The organism is Nostoc sp. (genome assembly GCF_054880495.1).
Map to the genome: position 1 here is coordinate 16,554 of NZ_JBTYKD010000018.1, position 18,078 is coordinate 34,631.

Consider the following 18,078-nt stretch of genomic DNA (forward strand, 5'->3'; position numbering starts at 1 on the left):
GTTAGAAATCTCTAGAGTCAACCCGCTCCCACTTTTTTCACTTAGTAGGTTGGGTTGAGGAACGTAGCTTGCTTCCCGCAGGGGAACCCAACATTTTGCGGGGTTTTTTAGGTAACGCATTGCCTCAACCCAACCTACGAATATTCAAAACCTACGCAGTATTGAACCCGTTCCTACTTTCTTTTTTCACTCAGGACTTAGTAAGGTTAAAGTAGAAGTTGCTACAGAGAAAGCGGAAGTTTCTACAGAGAAAGCGGAAGTTGCTACAGACTGCGCGAAACACGGAAACGTCGAGGCGGAAGTTGCTACAGACTGCGCGAAACACGGAAACGTTGAGGCAGAAGTTATTACAGACAAGGCGGAAGTTGTTACAGACTGCGCGAAACACTGAAACCTTAAGGCGGAAGTTATTACAGAGAAGGCGGAAGTTGCTACAGGCTGCACGAAACACGGAAACGTCAACCCTGGAGCAATATTTTTTGATGGATGCTAAATGTGGGATTCTATTATATCGACTCTGAATCGGCAATGGTATAAAAAACAGTTTGCCTTAGCAAGACAAACTGCTTAAAAAATATTTATCTGGGTAAGCAGAAGTTAGAACATGCCGCCCATGCCGCCCATGCCGCCCATGCCACCCATGCCGCCCATGCCACCCATATCAGGGGCAGGAGCAGCCGATCTCTTCTCCGGCTTTTCAACAACGATCGCTTCAGTGGTTAAGACCAAACCAGCAATGGAACCGGCGTTTTGCAAAGCTGAACGCACGACTTTGGCAGGGTCGATAATGCCAGCCGCGATCAAGTCTTCAAATTCCCCGGTAGCAGCGTTGTAGCCAATGTTGAAGTCGCTATCCCGGACTTTAGAGACGATCACAGAACCTTCAGCACCGGCGTTATCTGCTATTTGGCGCAGGGGAGCTTCTAGCGCTCGTCCGACAATATCAGCTCCAATCTTTTCCTCTTCATCTTGTAGGCTGTTTTTAATCGCTTCTACCGTCTTAGCTAAGTGAATTAGGGTTGTGCCACCACCAGGAACAATACCTTCTTCTACGGCGGCTTTAGTAGCGTTCAGCGCGTCTTCAATCCGCAGTTTGCGGTCTTTGAGTTCGGTTTCGGTTGCCGCACCCACTTTAATCACTGCCACACCGCCAGCAAGCTTGGCGATGCGTTCTTGTAATTTTTCTTGATCGTAGTCAGAATCGGTTTCTTCCAACTGTCTGCGAATTTGAGCAATCCGTTTTTGTACCTCTGGCTTGGTAACACTGCCAGCTACAATTGTCGTGGTTTCTTTGTCAATGGTGATTTTGCGGGCAGTTCCCAGCGCTTCTAGAGCAGCAGTATCCAAGCTTAAGCCAATTTCTTCAGAAATCAACTGTCCATCGGTGAGAATCGCAATATCTTCTAACAAAGCTTTGCGGCGATCGCCAAACCCAGGCGCTTTGATTGCAGCCACGGCCAATACACCCCGCGCTTTGTTCACTACCAAAGTTGCCAAAGCATCACCTTCGACATCTTCAGCGATAATTAGCAAGGGCTGACCGGAACGGGCGACTTTTTCCAAAATCGGTACTAAATCTTGGATGCTGCTGATTTTTTTATCTGTCACCAGGATACGGGCGTTTTCAAATTCGACTATTTGCCGCTCGTTGTTGGTGACAAAGTAGGGTGAAATATAGCCTCTGTCAATCTGCATCCCCTCAACTACTTCTAGTTCGGTGGTTAGGGATTTAGATTCTTCAACGGTAATTACACCATCTTTGGTGACTTTTTGCATTGCTTCGGCTAACATTTGGCCAACTTCTTCATCATTACCAGCTGAGACAGTGGCAACTTGAGCGATCGCACTTCCTTCTACTGGCTTGGCTACCCTGGCAATTTCTTTTACCAGTGCCTCAATAGTTTTGTCGATCCCGCGCTTCAAGCTAACTGGGTTACTACCCGCCGCGACGTTCTTCAAACCTTCCCGAATTAAGGCTTGTGCTAAAACTGTGGCAGTAGTGGTACCATCCCCAGCGACATCTTTAGTTTTTGAAGCTACTTCCTGGATGAGTCTCGCACCAGTATTTTCCAGAGGATCTTCTAATTCAATTTCCTTGGCAACAGTGATACCATCGTTGACAATTTGAGGTGCGCCAAATTTTTTCTCTAAAAGGACATTGCGACCTTTAGGCCCCAAGGTGATTTTTACGGCATCGGCAAGGGCGTTAACACCCCTTTCTAGAGCTCGCCGCGATTCCTCGTTAAATGCAATAATTTTCGCCATGTTTTATTTCTCCAGCGCTTTCATTAGACAATTTAGCACTCACACGTCAAGAGTGCTAATCTTCCCAGCCGCTCAATTTATAAATGGAAATAAAAAAATTGATTAATATACAGGTGATGCTCATATTAGATACAGGCAGTAATGCTTGAATTGGGAGATGAATCTAGAGAACTCCCTTAAGTCCCTCGGTATTGCCGACCCTCGCGGCACTGGCTGGTTGGCGGTAGTATTTACGTTCCTCTTGGCTTGGGTTGTAACGTGGTGTTTAATTCCGACAGTACGGAAATTCGCCTTGCGGGTAGGTTGGGCTGACCAACCCAACGCCCGGCGACTCAACCGAGAACCTTTACCCAATGCTGGGGGGCTGGCTATCTATGCGGGTGTGATTGCCGCGTTGGTATTAGCTAGCCTTTTGCGACCGATCGAACTCCAAAATGTCTTGGCTCAGGTTCTCACTATTTTGTTGGGGGGTTCGATATTAGTCCTTGTAGGCTTTATTGATGATCAGTTCGGCTTACCGCCCTCTGTTCGATTGTGGACGCAAATTGTCACCGCACTGTTGCTGGTAGCTAATGGCATCAGCGTCAAAGTGATGTTTGGCACCCCCATCGACTCGCTCTTGTCCATGTCGCTAACAGTACTATGGGTAGTAGGGATTACCAACGCCATCAACTTGATGGATGGTATGGATGGCTTGGCAGGAGGAATCAGCTTTATTACCGCCATGAGTTTGTTGGCCGTTGCAGCCCAATTTAACAATCGTGCAGCAGCAATCTTGGTACTCGCAGCCTTGGCAGGTGCTGCACTGGGCTTTTTGCGTCATAACTTCCATCCGTCACGAATTATTATGGGTGATGCCGGAGCATACTTTTTCGGCTATGTGCTGGCAGCAACTAGTATTTTAGGCAAACTGCAACAAAACACAGTTTATGCGCTAATTCCTACGGTTTTATTTCTGTTGTTACCAGTGCTAGATACCACTCAAGTATTTGTGCGGCGGCTACTAGCAGGAAATAACCCTCTCAGTACTCCTGGCAAAGACCACCTGCACCACCGCTTACTTGCTTGGGGACTCTCCCAGCGCAATGCTGCGTTTACGCTTTGGTCAATTACCTTAGTTTTCAACTTGCTAGCGATGAGAATACAAGGTATGAGTTTGGCTGTGATGGCAGCTACCGCTAGTAGCATTATCATTCTTTTGGGCTTTACTGTCTGGCAAAGGATACGTCAGCAGCCTTAGTTGCTTGTAGGGTAGGCATTGCAATGCTAGCCCTACGTTTATTCTCTACTGTGGCAAAAGATAGTGATTTGATTTTAAGGAAAGCATTTATTAAACTATAAAGCATAGTAAATCTACCTGTTTTATTGAAAGCGGCGGGAAACTCAATTCCCTTGAGTGGGTGGTTAAGGTTGCTCCCCCCAACCCTTGAGGCATAGGGCATGGGCCAAACAGGTAACTTCTTCCCCATACCCTATACTTCTCTACGATAGGCTGCGCCAACGACAACGCTACTTCGACCCTTCTCTAGGAGAACCTTCTCTACGAGACGCTGCGCGAACGGCAAAGCTCAGGGCAACGCGTCGCTCAGTACAAGTCAGTACAACTGCCCCATTCCCCATGCCCAAAAACTCCATCCCAACAGTGGGTGAAGTTTTTTATTCTGTGGAAGTTCCTAATTATGTAGATTTTTTAAGAAGTTATGTATGAAGTAGCTACTAGCACTATATTCTATGGTTGGTAAAGGTTATTGGCTTGAAGTAATTATTAAGACTAATACTTAATAGTTAGAAACTATAGCACTTCTGGGTTGAGTGCAATACAGACTTAACAAGAACAGCCCCAACACTTGTAGCCTTGGGGAGTAAGATTCAAAGCCTCTCTCCTTTTAGGAGAGAGGAATGGAAGTGAGGTCAAAGTGTATTGCATCCAAAGGAGAAGCGCTATATAAAAATTATATTTTTAGCTAGAAAGTTATCTGTCTTAAATAATCTCAAGCTGAAGTTGGAACTGAAGTCTCAAAATTAACTTTTATTCATGCTTAATACCATTTCTGTATGAAGATGCACATAACAGTCCCCCCGATGCTTTAGGGGGACTACAGGGGAGTATATATATGCAGCTTCACAAAGAAACGGTATAAGTCCTATCTAGTTATAAATAGCCGATGAAAAAACCAAGGGTAAAGCTAATTACTTCTGTTGTGCTGTTTGCTGCTGTTCTGCTGTTGTCAATACTTGGAAGTCCGGCGCAAGCGCAATTCAATCTTAACGAGTCCTGGACACAGAATCCCTACTACGGGAGTCGGGGAACATTCTTCACTGATGTTACTGGCGATGGCAGGGCTGATGCCATTGTGGTTAACGACGACAAAGTAACTGTCCGACGTTCCAATGGCTCTAGTTTTACTGGTAATGAGTCCTGGACGCAGAATCCCTACTATGGAAGCCGGGGAACATTCTTTGCCGATGTTACCGGGGATGGCAGGGCTGATGCCATTGTGGTTAACGATGACAAAGTAACTGTCCGACGCTCCAATGGCTTTAGTTTTACTGGTAACGAGTCCTGGACGCAGAATCCCTACTATGGAAGTCGGGGAATATTCTTCGCTGATGTTACCGGTGATGGCAGGGCTGATGCCATTGTGGTTAACGATGACAAAGTAACTGTCCGACGCTCCGATGGTTCTAGTTTTACTGGTAATGAGTCTTGGACGCAGAATCCCTACTACGGGAGCCGAGGAACATTCTTTGCTGATGTTACTGGGGATGGCAGGGCTGATGCCATTGTGGTTAACGATGACAAAGTAACTGTCCGACGCTCTGATGGTTCTAGTTTTACTGGTAATGAGTCTTGGACCCAGAATCCCTACTACGGAAGCCGAGGAACATTCTTTGCGAATGTTACCAGGGATCGCAGGGCTGATGCGATTGTGGTTAACGATGACAAAATAACTGTCCGACGCTCCAACGGTTTTAGTTTTACTGGTAATGAGTCCTTCACGCAGAATCCCTACTATGGAAGCCGGGGAACATTCTTTGCCGATGTTACCGGCGATGGTAGGGCTGATGCTATTGTGGTTAACGACGACAAAGTAACTGTTAGAAGGGCATTTTAGGGGTGTTTGATATCCAAGTTAGCTGAAGTCAAACGATTTTGGATTTTAGATTTGCATTAGCGAGTCATCTCCCTTGGCGCTAGCCTCCCCCTTTGGGAGATGCTAGCGCCAAGGGCGAACGAGCGTCTTTTAGATTGCTTCCGCCACGCCACTTGCTCTACTCGGCCTGTCCCCAAGTAGAGCAATTGTCTTCACGGGGGACCGGGCATGAACCAAAAAATTCTTTTAAGCCATTACCATGCCGCCATCGACGTTAAAAACTTGTCCGGTGACGTAGGCGGCGGCGGGATCCGCGGCGAGGAAGCGCACCATCCCGGCGACTTCATCGGGTTGACCAAAGCGACCGAGTGGGATGTATTTGAGAATATCTTCGGGGTTGTTCAGATTGCTGGTCATATCGGTGGCGATGAAGCCAGGGGCGACGGCGTTAACGGTGATGCCGCGAGAAGCTAGTTCTTTGGCAACACTTTTGGTGAAGCCGATTACTCCTGCTTTGGCGGCGCTGTAGTTGGATTGACCTGCGTTGCCCATTTGCCCAGCAACGGAGGTAATGTTGATAATCCGCCCCGATCGCTGCTTCAGCATGATTTTACTGACGGCGCGTGTACATAAGAAAACACCAGTTAGGTTCAGGTCTATGACAGCTTGCCAATCTTCTGGCTTCAAACGCAAAAGCAAGGTGTCGCGGGTAATACCTGCGTTATTGACCAAGATATCTACACGGCTAAACTTTTCGATGACGGCGTTAACTAGCGCCTCTACTTGATCGATTTTAGAAACGTCAGCTTGGATAGCGATCGCCTGACCTCCGGCTGCGATAATTTCTTTAACAACCGCCTCAGCAGCTGCACTAGAACTGGCATAATTGACAACTGCGATCGCTCCCTGTGTAGCTAATTCAATTGCGATCGCTCGCCCAATTCCTCGTGATCCACCTGTGACAATTGCGACTTTATCTTGTAATAGTGTCATTTAATCTTCCTCAATCTTAGAAATACGGCGCTAATTATCTTATGGTGATTTAGGGGACATCTGAATATTGTCTGAATAAAATCTAACTATTACCGCCTGACAATCTTGCTGGCATAATGCAAATTAGATAACTAATAGTCAGTTATGTTATTAAAAATACCCGATAAAAAAATAACTAATTATATGTCATATAGTGACTTTAAACTTGAAGAAATTAAAACCAGATTTAATATTAAACTTATCGAACAAAGTGGACTAATAGAAAATGAGCCGATGTCACCTTGTAATTGGCTCAAAGAAACCTTAAGGCGAATGTTAATGGATGAATAACTTGAAGCAATATATTGTTGATTTAATTATAGCTGTGTCACTAAACAGCCCGTACTTCTCTACGAGACCCTTCTCTACGAGACGCTGCGCGAACGGCAAGTGTTACCCTGAGCTTGTCGAAGGGCTCAGTAAGCATCGTAGACATCGCCTGCTTGGATAGACTAGGAAGTGTTGCAGCTACGCCCGTCGTAGACATGACTCTCGTGAACGCGTGTATAATTATTTGGTTGATCAGGATAGGTTTAAAGACATATCTAATGCTTACACACAAAATAAAAAGATATAGGTATTTTATTATAATTATTTAAGATTTTTGGCTAGCAAATCAGTCTATATTGACTAATCTTATCTTTTCCCAACAAAAACCCATGAACCTATACCGATTTTATTTTTTAAGAATTACTATTGAAACAAACAATTGAAAACCGGTCTGTGTCATATGGCAACTAAAAAGGAATTTAACAGCTTTGAAGAGATGCTGTCTGCTTCTGATATACCTGTATTAGTAGATTTTTACGCTGACTGGTGTGGTCCCTGTCAAATGATGGTGCCAATTTTAGAGCAAGTCAATGCCCAACTTAAGGATCGCCTACGAATTGTCAAAATCGATACAGAAAAATACACAGATTTGGCTAGTCAGTATAAAATTGCCTCTCTCCCAACCTTAGTATTATTTAAGCAGGGTCAGCCTGTAGAGAGGATAGAGGGAGTGATGCAAGCACCGCAATTGGTGCAATATCTACAAACAAAGATTTAAGCTAACACTTAGAATTTTGATTTTGGTTCTTAAAGACGCGACATTTCGCGTCTTTTTCAGTAAATAGTAATACGCTGTACGGTTGCACTGCTAGCTGTGTGTGCAATCACTGTTTGAGTGAACTGCTAGCAGATAAAACCTTAAGTAAGTATTAAGCATATTTAGTTATACGTCTGGAGAAAGTTGTTTAGAAATTGAGACGACCATATTGTATAGATATAACAAAATTTATTGATAAGCAAAACAATATATGGATAGCAAGCAGGAAAGACTTGACAAAGCCTATATTTGGATGAATATTGATTTTGATAAGGTTAAATATAGAATAAATGCGGTGACTTGCGAGATTGAGCGGGTTATACAAAAGCACCAACTTTCAAATCAAACTAGTAACTCAGGCAAAATAAACAATTAGGTAATCAGTAGGTCGATGTCTACGATGAGCTACTACTACGCACTTTATTTTTAGTGTAGCGTAGGCATCGCACCAGTTTTACACAACACATTTTGGGCAAAGCGACTATATTTTTGGAAAACACTAAATAATATTATTCGATAATCGTCCACCGAGTTTCTATTTATTTATTAGTCATTATTTTATCCTCGACACTCCTGAAAAGGAGTGTTATTTTTGGTAGAGTATCTGCTTGCTAGTTATGCTGTAAAAGGGCATGAAGAAATGATGGGATGGCTATTTGGAGGTCTTGTTAAACAATTTGAGGGTGCAGCTAAGGAGGTTGTGAGAGAGAGTAGCAAAGAAATAGCTGACTTGTTTGATGACAAACTTTACCCTTTAGCCGACAAGCTTGATTATATAGCTCAAGAAAGGATTAATCATGCAATAGAAAGAGCTGAGGAATTAGAAAGTAAGGTTAAAGCTGACATTGAGCATCTGTTGAATACAGCAGATGAAAAAGTTAAACATAATCTTGAGGAAATAGATAAAATTCGTGAAAAAGCCATCAGAGAAACTATTGCTGAAACTAATTTTTATCTAGAAAACAGAATTAATCAAATGTCACTAGCTGTAATGCAAGCGATTAGCTCGTCTCAAAACAGCATTGAGTATAGTTTGGAAAGAATCGAATATTTGGAAAATAAGTTATTTCAAGATGCTAATCAAGTAGTTGATAAAATATCCAAACTTATAGATGGCAAACTTGAACTAATTCGGAATGAATTAAAAAAATATTTAGTTTACGGTTTACCCAGTCCTATTGATAAATGTAGACAAAGGCTCAAAATAGCATGGAAGCCTGGTGGTCTATTTTCTGATATTGAGCTTTATGAGTTAAGTGAGTGCTATGAACTGAGTAAGTTAGATGAGAAAACATCTATTGACGAGGTATTGAAGATTTATGGACAATTACAACAAAATGCCGCTATGATGGCTGCTTTAGTAAGAAATGCTCCAGAATTGAAAAATCGAGCTATTAAAGACTGGATAAAATATGGTTTACTTTCTAAGCTTTGGCGTAGCATAATGAATAATTATGATTTAAAAAATAATGTTATATCCGAGTATAAATCTTCACAGATATTATTAAAAGATAACCCATAGAATAACAATTTTTTATGTTCAAAGCAGGTAATGATAACTGGAAAACACCATTAGGATATTATGAAAAAGCAATTGAAGAACTCAGGCGTAGCCGTGAAGACTTGCAGGAAATGAAAGTAAATTATTTGCATAATCATAATATTGAATCAAATTTTGCAAGCTTTAAAACAGAAATAAAAGAATTAAAATCTGAGCTTAAGACTATGCAGGAGCGATTGGCAAATACTGAAGAAACGACAATAAAAGCTCAAATGACTTTAGCTGAGACTCAAAAAGCCTCACTAGCTGCTCAAACCGAATTACAAGCTTTGAAAGAAATTATGACTGATGAACAAAAGTCAAATTACAGAATTCTCGAAGAATTAGTTCAGATCAAAGAGCAAATATTTCAATTACTATCTCAAGTTGTAGAGAAAGATTCGCAAACATCAGTTCTTAAATCTTTATCAGATGTACAGTTACATCTGTCTCAATTGGCGGAAGAATTAACTCTTGTATCTCATACTTCTGGTATTGATTACAGAAAATTGCAGGAATTACTAGCAGAACAAAAATGGCAGGACGCTGACAAAGAAACATACTCTACTATGCTCAAAATATGTGAGCGTGAAGAAGAAGGGTGGTTAGATGATGGAGAAATTAAAAGATTTCCTCGTCATGACCTTTATATTATTAATAAGCTCTGGGTTCAATATAGTGAAGGCAAATTTGGTTTTAGCGTCCAACAACGTATTTGGCAAGCCAAGAAAGATTGTAAGCGTTTTGCTTATAAAGTTGGATGGCTAGCAAGTCTTGCCAATAATGATTGGGTTAAATATGAAGAATATACTTTCAGCTTAGACGCACCTAAAGGACACTTTCCATCTATATCTCGGTTAGTGGGTTTAGATTCTACAAACCTTGGTGGGGTTCAGCATCAAGTAAAGATTTTTTTGTCACGATATTAGTGAGACAGGGCAATATTGTTATTACTGTGAACTTTGTTATCCAATCTCTAAATCCCCCAATTTATCGGGGGATTTTGACTCTCTACTCCCAATCTCTTAAAACGTAAAAGTAGTCCGAAGTACACCTACAGTCGTTGTGTCATTGTTGCTGTTACCTTCTGGATTAAAGAGAATAAATGCACCAGGGGTAATGCTGATATTATCGCTAACTTGAAAGCGGTAATAGGCTTCTAAATGGTAAGGAGTCGCCCGATTGTCGCCTGTGGGGGTAAGTTGAGCAGAACCACCAGCATCAGTACGGTAAAGCGGCTGACCAAAAAGAATCCCGGCAGTGTTCCCTGACTTGAATAAATCTTTGAAGTGAACTCCCGCCATCCAACTTGTAAAGGTGGTGGAAGCATTCACGCTATTTGAAGAAGCATCAACAAATATTGCTGCACCGTAGCCAGATAATGCTATTTTGGGAGACAATCGCCATGTTACCGTACCGCCAACAGAGTTGAGTGTCACCGGTGTCCCAGCTGCAACCCCTGCTAAAGCACCGATATCACTACTAACTAATCCAGTACCCAAAATATTGATTTCGTGATAACTGTGGGCATAGTTTAAACCAATATCCAGACCGGGACTCGGCTTGATGGTTAACTGTGTGGCAATAACACTACAACCACTAAATAAACCTGCTCCCAAAGGTGTAGTAGAAACTCCTGGTAGTGCCTCAGTAGCAGATTTTTGGGGTAAATTGGCATTTACACTGCCGTATAAAGCTCTTAAATCCAAATTTGGCGAAATGTTAAAAATAAATCCCGCCGCCGATGCTAAACCAGTACCCGAAGTTCCACCAGAAACCCGTAGCACAGGATTTAAGCCGGCAAAACGAGAAATTGACTCTTGTCCTTCACCATAAAAAGGCGTAATTGCTGGGAAAGCATCTGATGTTTCCGCCGCAGTTCCCGCAAACAAGGTTAATTTATTAGCGACGGGAAAGATATACAGCAATTTGTAAAGCTGAACACTGTTTGCGCCAACACTCGACAAAGTATTGACATTTAACCCTGGAAATTGCGGCTCAAAACTGGTACGGGCGCTACTTGCACTTAAAAGCGGCGCAGCTAATCCTAAACTTTCTTGCAGGCTACCCTGTCCATTGGCTCCACCTAAAAAGTTATAAGCTTGCAATCCAGTAATTAATAAATCTTTACCAGTAAAGCTAGTGGTGAGATTTAACCGCACTCTATTGACTAGGATGATGTTCGAGTCGCTGTTATTAGGAGCGCCGCCGCTAGCACCAACACCAGCAATAATTACCTCTCCATTAAGTTTAGTAGTCGTAGAAAACTGATTTGCTTGTAGTTCTGCTGTGCGAGCTTCTACAGCATCTACTCGACCCCGCAATGTTGCCAATTCTGCCGCAAATTGTTCTCGTAGTTTCTGCAACGTGGCTAAATCTTCTTTCTTGACCAAATCAGCAGTTGCAGTCGCAATCAGTTGGTTGATTCGCTCTAAACAAGCATTTAAGCCAGCAGCAAATTCATAGCGAGTCATCGCTCGATTACCGCGATAGGTTTGATTGGGATAACCTTCGATACAACCATAGCGCTCGACTAAAGATTGGAGTGCCTGAAAAGCCCAATCAGTAGGCTGTACATCAGACAATTGGGATACGGATGTTACTTGTGCAAGTTTGTATGAGGTTGGAGATGAACTTGCAGATTGTGGTATGATTGGCTGCCAAAAGTTAACAGTAGAATCTACTCCTAAATCTTGAATTTTTTGCTGTTCATTGACTGAGGGTAAATTTTTTGGACTCTCATTAGCTATTACCAATTTACTGGAGATATTATTTGCTAAATTGCTTTGATGAGAATCATTTTTTTGATAGCTGCCATAATCTTGATTAACAGCTACGTTTTTATCTGCAATTTCTAAACTAGGAAGGGCTTGCACAGGTGATAACCCGGCAATTAAACATAAAAATCCCATCCCACTAGCAGAAGCTAGTAGATATTTTGCCATGATAACCCCCAACATCTATAAAATAGTGAAAAAATGAATTGCGATTTTAAAATGGATTGATAAGTAAATTTAAAGTTAGCAAGAGAATCTTGTTAACTTTAAATTTTGGATATCAGGATTTTTTTCTGAATTCGCTTACCAGAACCTCAGCTTATATCGCAAGTGTTAAATTATAGTAAATACTATTTTGGGAAAGAATTAACAACAAAGGATATTGGGAGTTATTATAATTACTATTGGCAAAATAATAATTATATCAGTCTGATTTTGTGATAACGGATATAAGTATAGCGGTTCTGCCTTGAGTGAGGTACAAGAACCCCACCCCCAACCGCCTAAGAACAAGCGAGAAGGGCGCTATGATGTACCTCATCTGATTAATAAACGCTATATTGAGTCGCGGATATCGGCGGCTCAATACCTATCAAAAAATAATTTACTCAAAAAAAATCAAGAGGCCGCGATCGCTGATCAATTTCGGTGCAGGTAAGATCAGGGGGAAAGCGGTGGAAATAACTGCATATTTTAGTCTACAATTTCTCTGATTGAGATACTTCCAGATTTCAATCCCACCAATAACAAACAACGACTGCATCACAATCCTGGTGAACATCTTCACCCCATAGCGCCCCTTCTAATCTAGTTCTCAGTCGGCGCTTAAGCCGCAAACCGTAGTCTTCATTCGTGCCATCACTTACCTCTACTGAGTCAGCCCGCCACTTTTTGCCTAAATCTAAAAGCTCAGACACTTTTGTATCTTGGTTTTCTGCAAGGATGTATAGCGTATCGGCACGATAAGCGATGAAATGGATGATGCTGGTTTCAGGCATGGGACGATAGTTTGCCATTGCAAGGAGGGTATCGAGCATACCACCAAAGCTTAAACCGTTTTCATCTGATGCAAAGATTGGTTTTGTGAACAGAAAGCTTGCCCATAAATTCCTGTGGTTGCAAAGGTCAGTAATCACTTCTTCGCCATCAAACTCATTGAACCGACGCTGCCAAACCAAGGCAGCAAAGAGTTCTTGAGGAGAATAGGATTGAGCAATCGATTGAATTTTGGCTAAGTCAAGCATCACATTTACGGTAAGTAATATTTTTAACAAAACATTTGTAACTACCCTTGCAGTTTATTTACCCAGTGGCTGCTATTCTTATAGTTACTTCGGTCTGTCATAGCAGATAGATTATCCTCGATAATGATTTTCATTTATAAGCGCTCATATACCTCGTGGTAATGTGAGTGCTTTTACTTTATCGCTCATGGCATAAAAAAACTGTCCGGTTTAATTTTGAGGCGGTGTCTGGTGTTTGGTATAAGCTGACAGTGAAGCTTTAACTTGACCAAAATCGCGATGTCTACGACGGGCTACGCCTACGCACCCTTGGTAGCTGAACAAAGCCTGATAAAATGCTTCTCTATTAAAATTAAGCGATGCCTACGGCTGGCTACGCCTACGCACTTTCTTCTATCAGTCGGCAGAAGTCGGCAGTTTTATCTGATGCAGTTGGAGAAGTCGGGTAAAAAGTTGGTTATAGAAAATTTGCGTTTAAAAACTCGCTTTTCTAGGGCTACTTTACAAAGTTATACCAATTTAATATGAAGCTGCATAGAAAAGAGCTTCTAAAATAAAGTTATAAGAAGAGACAGATATTACCTGCTCAAGTGTAAGTTGGTCAAATATTTCTTGGATGCGATGCCGAAGGCGGGCTACGCCTACGCGTAAAGTCTGTAAAGAAGAGAAAAGTTGATTTTTGAGTGGTTTCTTGAGGAGCTGCCAAAGCCTTTCAATGGGATTGAGTTCAGGGGCTGAAGGTGGTTGAAACAGGGGAATAATATTTTCTGGCCAACGAATCGCTGAACTTGTATGAGCAGGTGCTTGGTCAACCTGTAAAATAGCGTAATCTCCACCTAATTGTTGAGATAGCCAGTCCAAAAACTGTTGAAAACACTCGCCATTCAATTTCGGATACTCGTAAAGGAAATGGTCTCCAGTCAATGGTTCAATTGCACCATAAATCCAAAAGTTTTCCCGTGGCCATTTCACCTCAACCGTGGGCTTGACTCCTGAAGCTGTAATCACTTTTCCTGTAAGAGTTTTCAGTCCAACCCTAGTTTCATCCTGGCACAGGTAGCGAACACACTTGCCGGGTGCTAGATGTTTTTCTAGACAATTAAGAATGATTCCGAGTTTTTTTTAAATTCAGATACCAATTTCTCGTCTTGGTTATGGCTTTGAGGGCGAGGCACTTTTAGTTTTGCCCCTAATCGATATCGAACCCAGGCATAAACCGTTGCATACTCTATATCTTGTCCATGTTCTTTTTTTAACCACTCAACTATTGCACCATAGCTACTAAAGCCTTTTCCTGTTTTTAACTCTTCCTCAAGTGCTGCGTAGTTTACCGCAGTAGGCATCGCAGCATCATCGATTTTCCGTTTTGCTCCTGGTGCTTTCTTAATCTCTAATAAGCCTGACAGCCCATCAGTTCTGTACTTCTGCAACCATCTCGTGACCGTTGAACTATTTCTTGCCAAACGTTTTCCGATTTCTTGCTGTTCCTTTACTTGTCCGCTTTTGAGCCACCACAACATAATAAGTTTTTCTTTCTGGTTTCCCAAGTTGGCTGTTTGTAGGCGTTTTTTTAGTTCCTCTTCGCTCTCTGCAATTTCAATCTTAAACAGGCGGCTCATGGCTATTTAAACTTAGGAGTTGGCTTCTCCCTATTATATGCAGCTTCATATTAAATTGGTATTAGAAGAGAGAATTGCAGAGAATGTAGCGAAATTGTTAGAACAAGGGTAGATAAAAGTTGAGTAACAGGATCAATCATGAACGTTTATAAAAGATATATCACCATTGCAGATCCAAAGCAGTTAGTATTATCTGATTTACCATTTCAAGTAGGATAGAGAGTTGAAGTGATTATTTTGAAAGACGATAATCAAAGGGTTACTTTAGCAGAAGAATTAAAAAAGTTATTCAAAGAAATACAAGCGATACACGCAGATAATCCCTTGAATGATGAGGAAATAGTAGCAGAAATTGAAGCTTATAGATGGGGTGAATGAAAGTTATTATTGATACTAGTGTAGATTTAAATTCATGAGGATACTAAGGTAATGTCGATTTTGACTGAGGCGCTTGAAAGAATAAGTAGTGGTGTTCGTTTTACCGAACAGGGCATGAGTCTTGAAGAGGTTGAAAGAAGACTTAGTTTTTTCCCATTCCGGCTGTCTGATGAAGCTTACGAGTTTTATCAATGGGCTGGTGCGCCCACTGGGGATCGAATGCCTGACGGTTGGGATGGTTCTTATAACGACAACTCAACTTATTATTGCTACTTGGAGCAGCTGTTAGAAGGCGCAGACGATTTAATTCATTTTCTATCCTTGCAGGAAGCTGAGAAATATTATTCTCCGAGCGATGCAGATATATATGACCCAAAGTGCTTGCCATTCGTTTCCTACGAGAATGGCAAGCTAGTCATTGTTGGTTCGGAAACTAAGATTGAGACTTCTCCAGTGTTGCAACGAGAAGACATTAAAGATAAGTTATGGTTTCCAAGTTTGACGAACATGATGTTAGCGATCGCAGAGGCTTTAGAGATAGTAGGGACAATCTTACCAGAGTTATCCAGTAACTATGATGATGAAGATTATGGTACTGATGATTATGATGATAAAATTCGTAAAAACTGTAAAATAGTAGGAGAAATAGCTGAAAACAATGGTTCACCGTTGGGAACCATTCTTACTAATTAACCATTTGATACTAAGCAATAATGGCTGCTTAATCTTCTGGTAAATCCCCAAATTGCTGACGATAACGCTCAAGTTTTTTTTGCGCTAATTCAAGCTGTTCTTCTGGAGTTTGATAGCGATTTCCTTGTGGGCCATACCAATACAAAACCTGACGCTGGATATTACCAGATACGTATTGCCCTCTACCAATTCCCAAACCAATTGCTGGCATCCAAAAGGGTTCACCAATTTGCAATTGATAGCTACCATCAACTAAGCGATAAACTTCAAAAGGTTGGTGGCGAGCGCGTTGCCAATACTCTGGATTATAAATAATGTAGTACAGTACCCCTAACTTGGCATAAGTGTCTAATTTTTTGTCGTATTCTCCACCCGGAGTTAAGGAGACAATTTCTAAAGCCAGGATAGGCACAATGTTGTTTTCTTCCCAGACAACATAGCTTTTACGATATTTACCTGCCTTGCGGCGTTCTACACCTAAGCTCAAAAATCCGTCTGCGACTAGCGATGGATTTATCTGATTGCATAAGTCTGATAGGCATAAAATATTAAATTTGTCAATATCTCCTGGTCTACAACTAAAATCTAATTTTAGAATCAAGTCCTCAGCTAAACTAGAGACTATACAAACCATTGCTAATTATTAGTTGCTATGTCTTTCGCTCTCCTAGGAAATCTTGTCAAATGGCAAAGATAATTCACGACTCTACCGCATCTCCCAAGTCAACGAATATCGCATAAAATAGCCAAGTAGCCCACACCTGTAGCTTGACACCATTAATATCTTCTCTTGCTAATAAGCGGGTTAAGTCTTGTACCCCAAGAAGTTGTCTCCATAACAGCGTTAATACCACATTTTTAACTATGACTACGCAAACACTACTTTCACCAGAAGTTTATCAAGGTCAATTTGGGGAATTTACAATTACTCAGAGCGATCGCACTGGCGTAATTATCTACCGCGCTGGGTTAATGGTAGCAGCATTGAGCTTTGCAATAGGCAGCGCTTTGGTTTTGTTCAACAATAACCCCACTGTTTTTACCACACTTACAGCTTTATATGCTTGTTTTAGTCTCGCTCTTGGTGTAAGTTTATTTACGATTCATATCTACATGGCATCACTGCACCGAATGTTGCAAATCTTTTGGGCGATCGGTACTATAGCATCAGTGATTCTGGCAATATCTAGTAGTGAACCTTTGACTCTCACTGTTTACAATCAGCCTTTTACCTTATTTGGAGTTGGTTTTATCTTCGTTGCTTTGACAGGTATTTATTTTAAAGAGGCTTTTTGCTTCAATCGCCTAGAAACCAAAGTATTAACCCTAATAGTACCGCTACTCTTGTTAGGACATTTGGTGGGAATTCTACCAACTCAGGGGGAAAGTGTTTTATTAGGAATTTGGGCGACGTTATTCTTAGTATTTGCGCTGCGAAAAACAGTGCAAGGAATTCCTGCTGATATTGGAGATAAGTCTGTGTTTACCTACTTGAAAGAGCAACGTTTAGCTAAGGTTTAATGCAGATCAAAAATCGCCGGCGTCAAAATTTTCCCAAAATCAAACTAATAAAACGCCAAGAAATGTGGACACTTACGGCTCAGGGGTGGGCGATTGCGATCGCTTTGATTGCTTATTTAATATTTTTTGCCATTACTCATGTACACTCATTTCTCGCCGTAACTTACCCGATAAAATCAGCAAAAGTATTAGTTGTTGAAGGATGGCTACCAGATTATGCTATAGAAGAAGCTTTGACTGAATTTAAAAACGGTTCTTATCGTCAAATAATTAGTACCGGAGGTATATTAGGAAAAGGAAGTTATCTGAGTGCATACAAGAACTTTGCAGAGGTGTCGGCCGCTACCTTCATAAAACTCGGTTTAGAAGCAGAAAAAGTGGTAGCTGTTCCAACACCTTTCGTGGTTAAGGATCGGAGTTATGCATCTGCTGCTGAATTTCATCGCTGGTTATCCAATTCCAATTTACAGATAGAATCAATTAATCTTTTTTCTTTGGATGTTCATACCCGTAGGAGTTGGCTAATTTTCAAAAAATTACTCAATCCTGATATCAAAGTTGGTATCATTGCTGCCAAAACGCAAGATTACGATCCAGAGAAATGGTGGGATTCTAGCCAAGGTGTGCGGACAATTGTTGATGAAGGAATCGCTTATATTTATGCCCGGTTTTTCAATTGGAAAGCCTAAAAGTGATAATGACGCTCTCTACGAGACGCTAAAAGCGTAGCTTGCTTCTCTGTAAGGGACTTCCAAATAAAAAAATATCCAACTATTTATTGTGGGGTGGGCGACACGAGAGCCTTTGGTTACTGGGCTCTCGTGTCG

20 protein-coding genes are annotated in these 18,078 nt (G+C 41.5%); 12 read left to right on the plus strand and 8 right to left on the minus strand.

Going from position 1 to position 18,078, the window contains the following annotated elements; genetic code table 11:
• Positions 1-597 precede the first annotated feature (597 nt).
• A complete protein-coding gene (gene groL / locus ACYTXL_RS02345; RefSeq protein WP_461923325.1) occupies positions 598-2,265 on the minus strand; it encodes a chaperonin GroEL in 1,668 nt (555 codons plus the stop codon).
• 157 nt (positions 2,266-2,422) lie between these two features.
• On the opposite strand from groL, the gene ACYTXL_RS02350 reads away from it, so the two are divergent.
• From ACYTXL_RS02350 to ACYTXL_RS02360, 3 genes are all read left to right on the plus strand, one after another.
• Positions 2,423-3,505 carry an MraY family glycosyltransferase gene (locus ACYTXL_RS02350; RefSeq protein ID WP_461923326.1) on the plus strand — a complete coding sequence of 361 codons (1,083 nt, stop codon included), beginning with the start codon at positions 2,423-2,425 and terminating at the stop codon, positions 3,503-3,505.
• Positions 3,506-3,691: 186 nt separating this feature from the next.
• Positions 3,692-3,973, plus strand: coding sequence for a hypothetical protein (locus ACYTXL_RS02355; RefSeq protein ID WP_461923327.1), 282 nt, complete (start codon positions 3,692-3,694; stop codon positions 3,971-3,973).
• Positions 3,974-4,430: 457 nt separating this feature from the next.
• Positions 4,431-5,381, plus strand: a complete 951-nt coding sequence (locus ACYTXL_RS02360) for an FG-GAP repeat domain-containing protein (protein WP_461923328.1) — start codon at positions 4,431-4,433, stop codon at positions 5,379-5,381.
• Positions 5,382-5,606: 225 nt separating this feature from the next.
• On the opposite strand, the gene fabG is transcribed toward ACYTXL_RS02360, so the two are convergent.
• Positions 5,607-6,353, minus strand: coding sequence for a 3-oxoacyl-[acyl-carrier-protein] reductase (gene fabG, locus ACYTXL_RS02365; protein WP_461923329.1), 747 nt, complete (start codon positions 6,351-6,353; stop codon positions 5,607-5,609).
• 769 nt (positions 6,354-7,122) lie between these two features.
• Between fabG and trxA the strand changes: the two genes are divergently transcribed.
• The 4 genes from trxA (at position 7,123) to ACYTXL_RS02385 (ending at position 9,948) form a co-directional block, all read left to right on the plus strand.
• Positions 7,123-7,440 carry a thioredoxin gene (gene trxA, locus ACYTXL_RS02370; RefSeq protein ID WP_461923330.1) on the plus strand — a complete coding sequence of 106 codons (318 nt, stop codon included), beginning with the start codon at positions 7,123-7,125 and terminating at the stop codon, positions 7,438-7,440.
• A 250-nt stretch (positions 7,441-7,690) separates the two neighbouring features.
• Complete coding sequence (locus ACYTXL_RS02375; RefSeq protein ID WP_461923331.1) at positions 7,691-7,855, plus strand: hypothetical protein; 165 nt, start codon at positions 7,691-7,693, stop codon at positions 7,853-7,855.
• Between the two features lie 216 nt (positions 7,856-8,071).
• Positions 8,072-9,001 carry a hypothetical protein gene (locus tag ACYTXL_RS02380; protein WP_461923332.1) on the plus strand — a complete coding sequence of 310 codons (930 nt, stop codon included), beginning with the start codon at positions 8,072-8,074 and terminating at the stop codon, positions 8,999-9,001.
• Positions 9,002-9,015: 14 nt separating this feature from the next.
• Positions 9,016-9,948, plus strand: coding sequence for a GUN4 domain-containing protein (locus ACYTXL_RS02385; RefSeq protein WP_461923333.1), 933 nt, complete (start codon positions 9,016-9,018; stop codon positions 9,946-9,948).
• A 96-nt stretch (positions 9,949-10,044) separates the two neighbouring features.
• Here ACYTXL_RS02385 and ACYTXL_RS02390 read toward each other — a convergent pair whose 3' ends face one another.
• On the minus strand, positions 10,045-11,964 hold the full coding sequence (locus ACYTXL_RS02390) for an iron uptake porin (RefSeq protein ID WP_461923334.1): 1,920 nt from the start codon (positions 11,962-11,964) through the stop codon (positions 10,045-10,047).
• A 301-nt stretch (positions 11,965-12,265) separates the two neighbouring features.
• Here ACYTXL_RS02390 and ACYTXL_RS02395 point away from each other — a divergent pair, with 301 nt between their 5' ends.
• A complete protein-coding gene (locus ACYTXL_RS02395; RefSeq protein ID WP_461923335.1) occupies positions 12,266-12,454 on the plus strand; it encodes a hypothetical protein in 189 nt (62 codons plus the stop codon).
• Positions 12,455-12,527: 73 nt separating this feature from the next.
• Here the strand turns inward: ACYTXL_RS02395 and ACYTXL_RS02400 are convergent, their stop codons facing one another.
• From ACYTXL_RS02400 to ACYTXL_RS02410, 3 genes are all read right to left on the minus strand, one after another.
• Complete coding sequence (locus ACYTXL_RS02400; protein ID WP_461923342.1) at positions 12,528-13,040, minus strand: hypothetical protein; 513 nt, start codon at positions 13,038-13,040, stop codon at positions 12,528-12,530.
• Positions 13,041-13,559: 519 nt separating this feature from the next.
• Positions 13,560-14,150, minus strand: coding sequence for an IS630 family transposase (locus ACYTXL_RS02405; RefSeq protein WP_461923343.1), 591 nt, complete (start codon positions 14,148-14,150; stop codon positions 13,560-13,562).
• Positions 14,132-14,659, minus strand: a complete 528-nt coding sequence (locus ACYTXL_RS02410) for a helix-turn-helix domain-containing protein (protein ID WP_461923336.1) — start codon at positions 14,657-14,659, stop codon at positions 14,132-14,134. The genes ACYTXL_RS02405 and ACYTXL_RS02410 overlap by 19 nt, the downstream gene beginning before the upstream one ends.
• Before the next feature lie 237 nt (positions 14,660-14,896).
• Here ACYTXL_RS02410 and ACYTXL_RS02415 point away from each other — a divergent pair, with 237 nt between their 5' ends.
• Both ACYTXL_RS02415 and ACYTXL_RS02420 read left to right on the plus strand, forming a co-directional pair.
• Positions 14,897-15,037, plus strand: coding sequence for a hypothetical protein (locus ACYTXL_RS02415; RefSeq protein WP_461923337.1), 141 nt, complete (start codon positions 14,897-14,899; stop codon positions 15,035-15,037).
• A gap of 51 nt (positions 15,038-15,088) precedes the next feature.
• Positions 15,089-15,730 (plus strand): hypothetical protein, encoded by a 642-nt coding sequence (locus tag ACYTXL_RS02420; RefSeq protein ID WP_461923338.1) that lies wholly within the window; start codon positions 15,089-15,091, stop codon positions 15,728-15,730.
• Positions 15,731-15,758: 28 nt separating this feature from the next.
• On the opposite strand, the gene ACYTXL_RS02425 is transcribed toward ACYTXL_RS02420, so the two are convergent.
• Positions 15,759-16,364 carry a Uma2 family endonuclease gene (locus ACYTXL_RS02425; RefSeq protein WP_461923339.1) on the minus strand — a complete coding sequence of 202 codons (606 nt, stop codon included), beginning with the start codon at positions 16,362-16,364 and terminating at the stop codon, positions 15,759-15,761.
• A 64-nt stretch (positions 16,365-16,428) separates the two neighbouring features.
• Entirely contained in the window at positions 16,429-16,584 is a 156-nt protein-coding gene (locus ACYTXL_RS02430) for a hypothetical protein (protein WP_461923344.1), read from the minus strand.
• Positions 16,585-16,594: 10 nt separating this feature from the next.
• On the opposite strand from ACYTXL_RS02430, the gene ACYTXL_RS02435 reads away from it, so the two are divergent.
• Positions 16,595-17,251, plus strand: a complete 657-nt coding sequence (locus ACYTXL_RS02435) for a DUF2301 domain-containing membrane protein (protein ID WP_461923340.1) — start codon at positions 16,595-16,597, stop codon at positions 17,249-17,251.
• Positions 17,251-17,940, plus strand: coding sequence for a YdcF family protein (locus ACYTXL_RS02440; protein ID WP_461923341.1), 690 nt, complete (start codon positions 17,251-17,253; stop codon positions 17,938-17,940). Before ACYTXL_RS02435 ends, ACYTXL_RS02440 begins: the two co-directional genes overlap by 1 nt.
• Positions 17,941-18,078: the final 138 nt, after the last annotated feature.

Bases quoted from the DNA above. Each gene is read 5' to 3' on its own strand.
- ACYTXL_RS02385 (WP_461923333.1), top strand. From the start codon at position 9,016: ATGTTCAAAGCAGGTAATGATAACTGGAAAACACCATTAGGATATTAT.
- ACYTXL_RS02390 (WP_461923334.1), bottom strand. From the start codon at position 11,964: ATGGCAAAATATCTACTAGCTTCTGCTAGTGGGATGGGATTTTTATGT.
- ACYTXL_RS02360 (WP_461923328.1), top strand. From the start codon at position 4,431: ATGAAAAAACCAAGGGTAAAGCTAATTACTTCTGTTGTGCTGTTTGCT.
- ACYTXL_RS02440 (WP_461923341.1), top strand. From the start codon at position 17,251: ATGCAGATCAAAAATCGCCGGCGTCAAAATTTTCCCAAAATCAAACTA.
- ACYTXL_RS02410 (WP_461923336.1), bottom strand. From the start codon at position 14,659: ATGAGCCGCCTGTTTAAGATTGAAATTGCAGAGAGCGAAGAGGAACTA.
- ACYTXL_RS02375 (WP_461923331.1), top strand. From the start codon at position 7,691: ATGGATAGCAAGCAGGAAAGACTTGACAAAGCCTATATTTGGATGAAT.
- ACYTXL_RS02425 (WP_461923339.1), bottom strand. From the start codon at position 16,364: ATGGTTTGTATAGTCTCTAGTTTAGCTGAGGACTTGATTCTAAAATTA.
- ACYTXL_RS02350 (WP_461923326.1), top strand. From the start codon at position 2,423: ATGAATCTAGAGAACTCCCTTAAGTCCCTCGGTATTGCCGACCCTCGC.
- ACYTXL_RS02400 (WP_461923342.1), bottom strand. From the start codon at position 13,040: ATGCTTGACTTAGCCAAAATTCAATCGATTGCTCAATCCTATTCTCCT.
- fabG (WP_461923329.1), bottom strand. From the start codon at position 6,353: ATGACACTATTACAAGATAAAGTCGCAATTGTCACAGGTGGATCACGA.
- groL (WP_461923325.1), bottom strand. From the start codon at position 2,265: ATGGCGAAAATTATTGCATTTAACGAGGAATCGCGGCGAGCTCTAGAA.
- ACYTXL_RS02420 (WP_461923338.1), top strand. From the start codon at position 15,089: ATGTCGATTTTGACTGAGGCGCTTGAAAGAATAAGTAGTGGTGTTCGT.
- trxA (WP_461923330.1), top strand. From the start codon at position 7,123: ATGGCAACTAAAAAGGAATTTAACAGCTTTGAAGAGATGCTGTCTGCT.
- ACYTXL_RS02435 (WP_461923340.1), top strand. From the start codon at position 16,595: ATGACTACGCAAACACTACTTTCACCAGAAGTTTATCAAGGTCAATTT.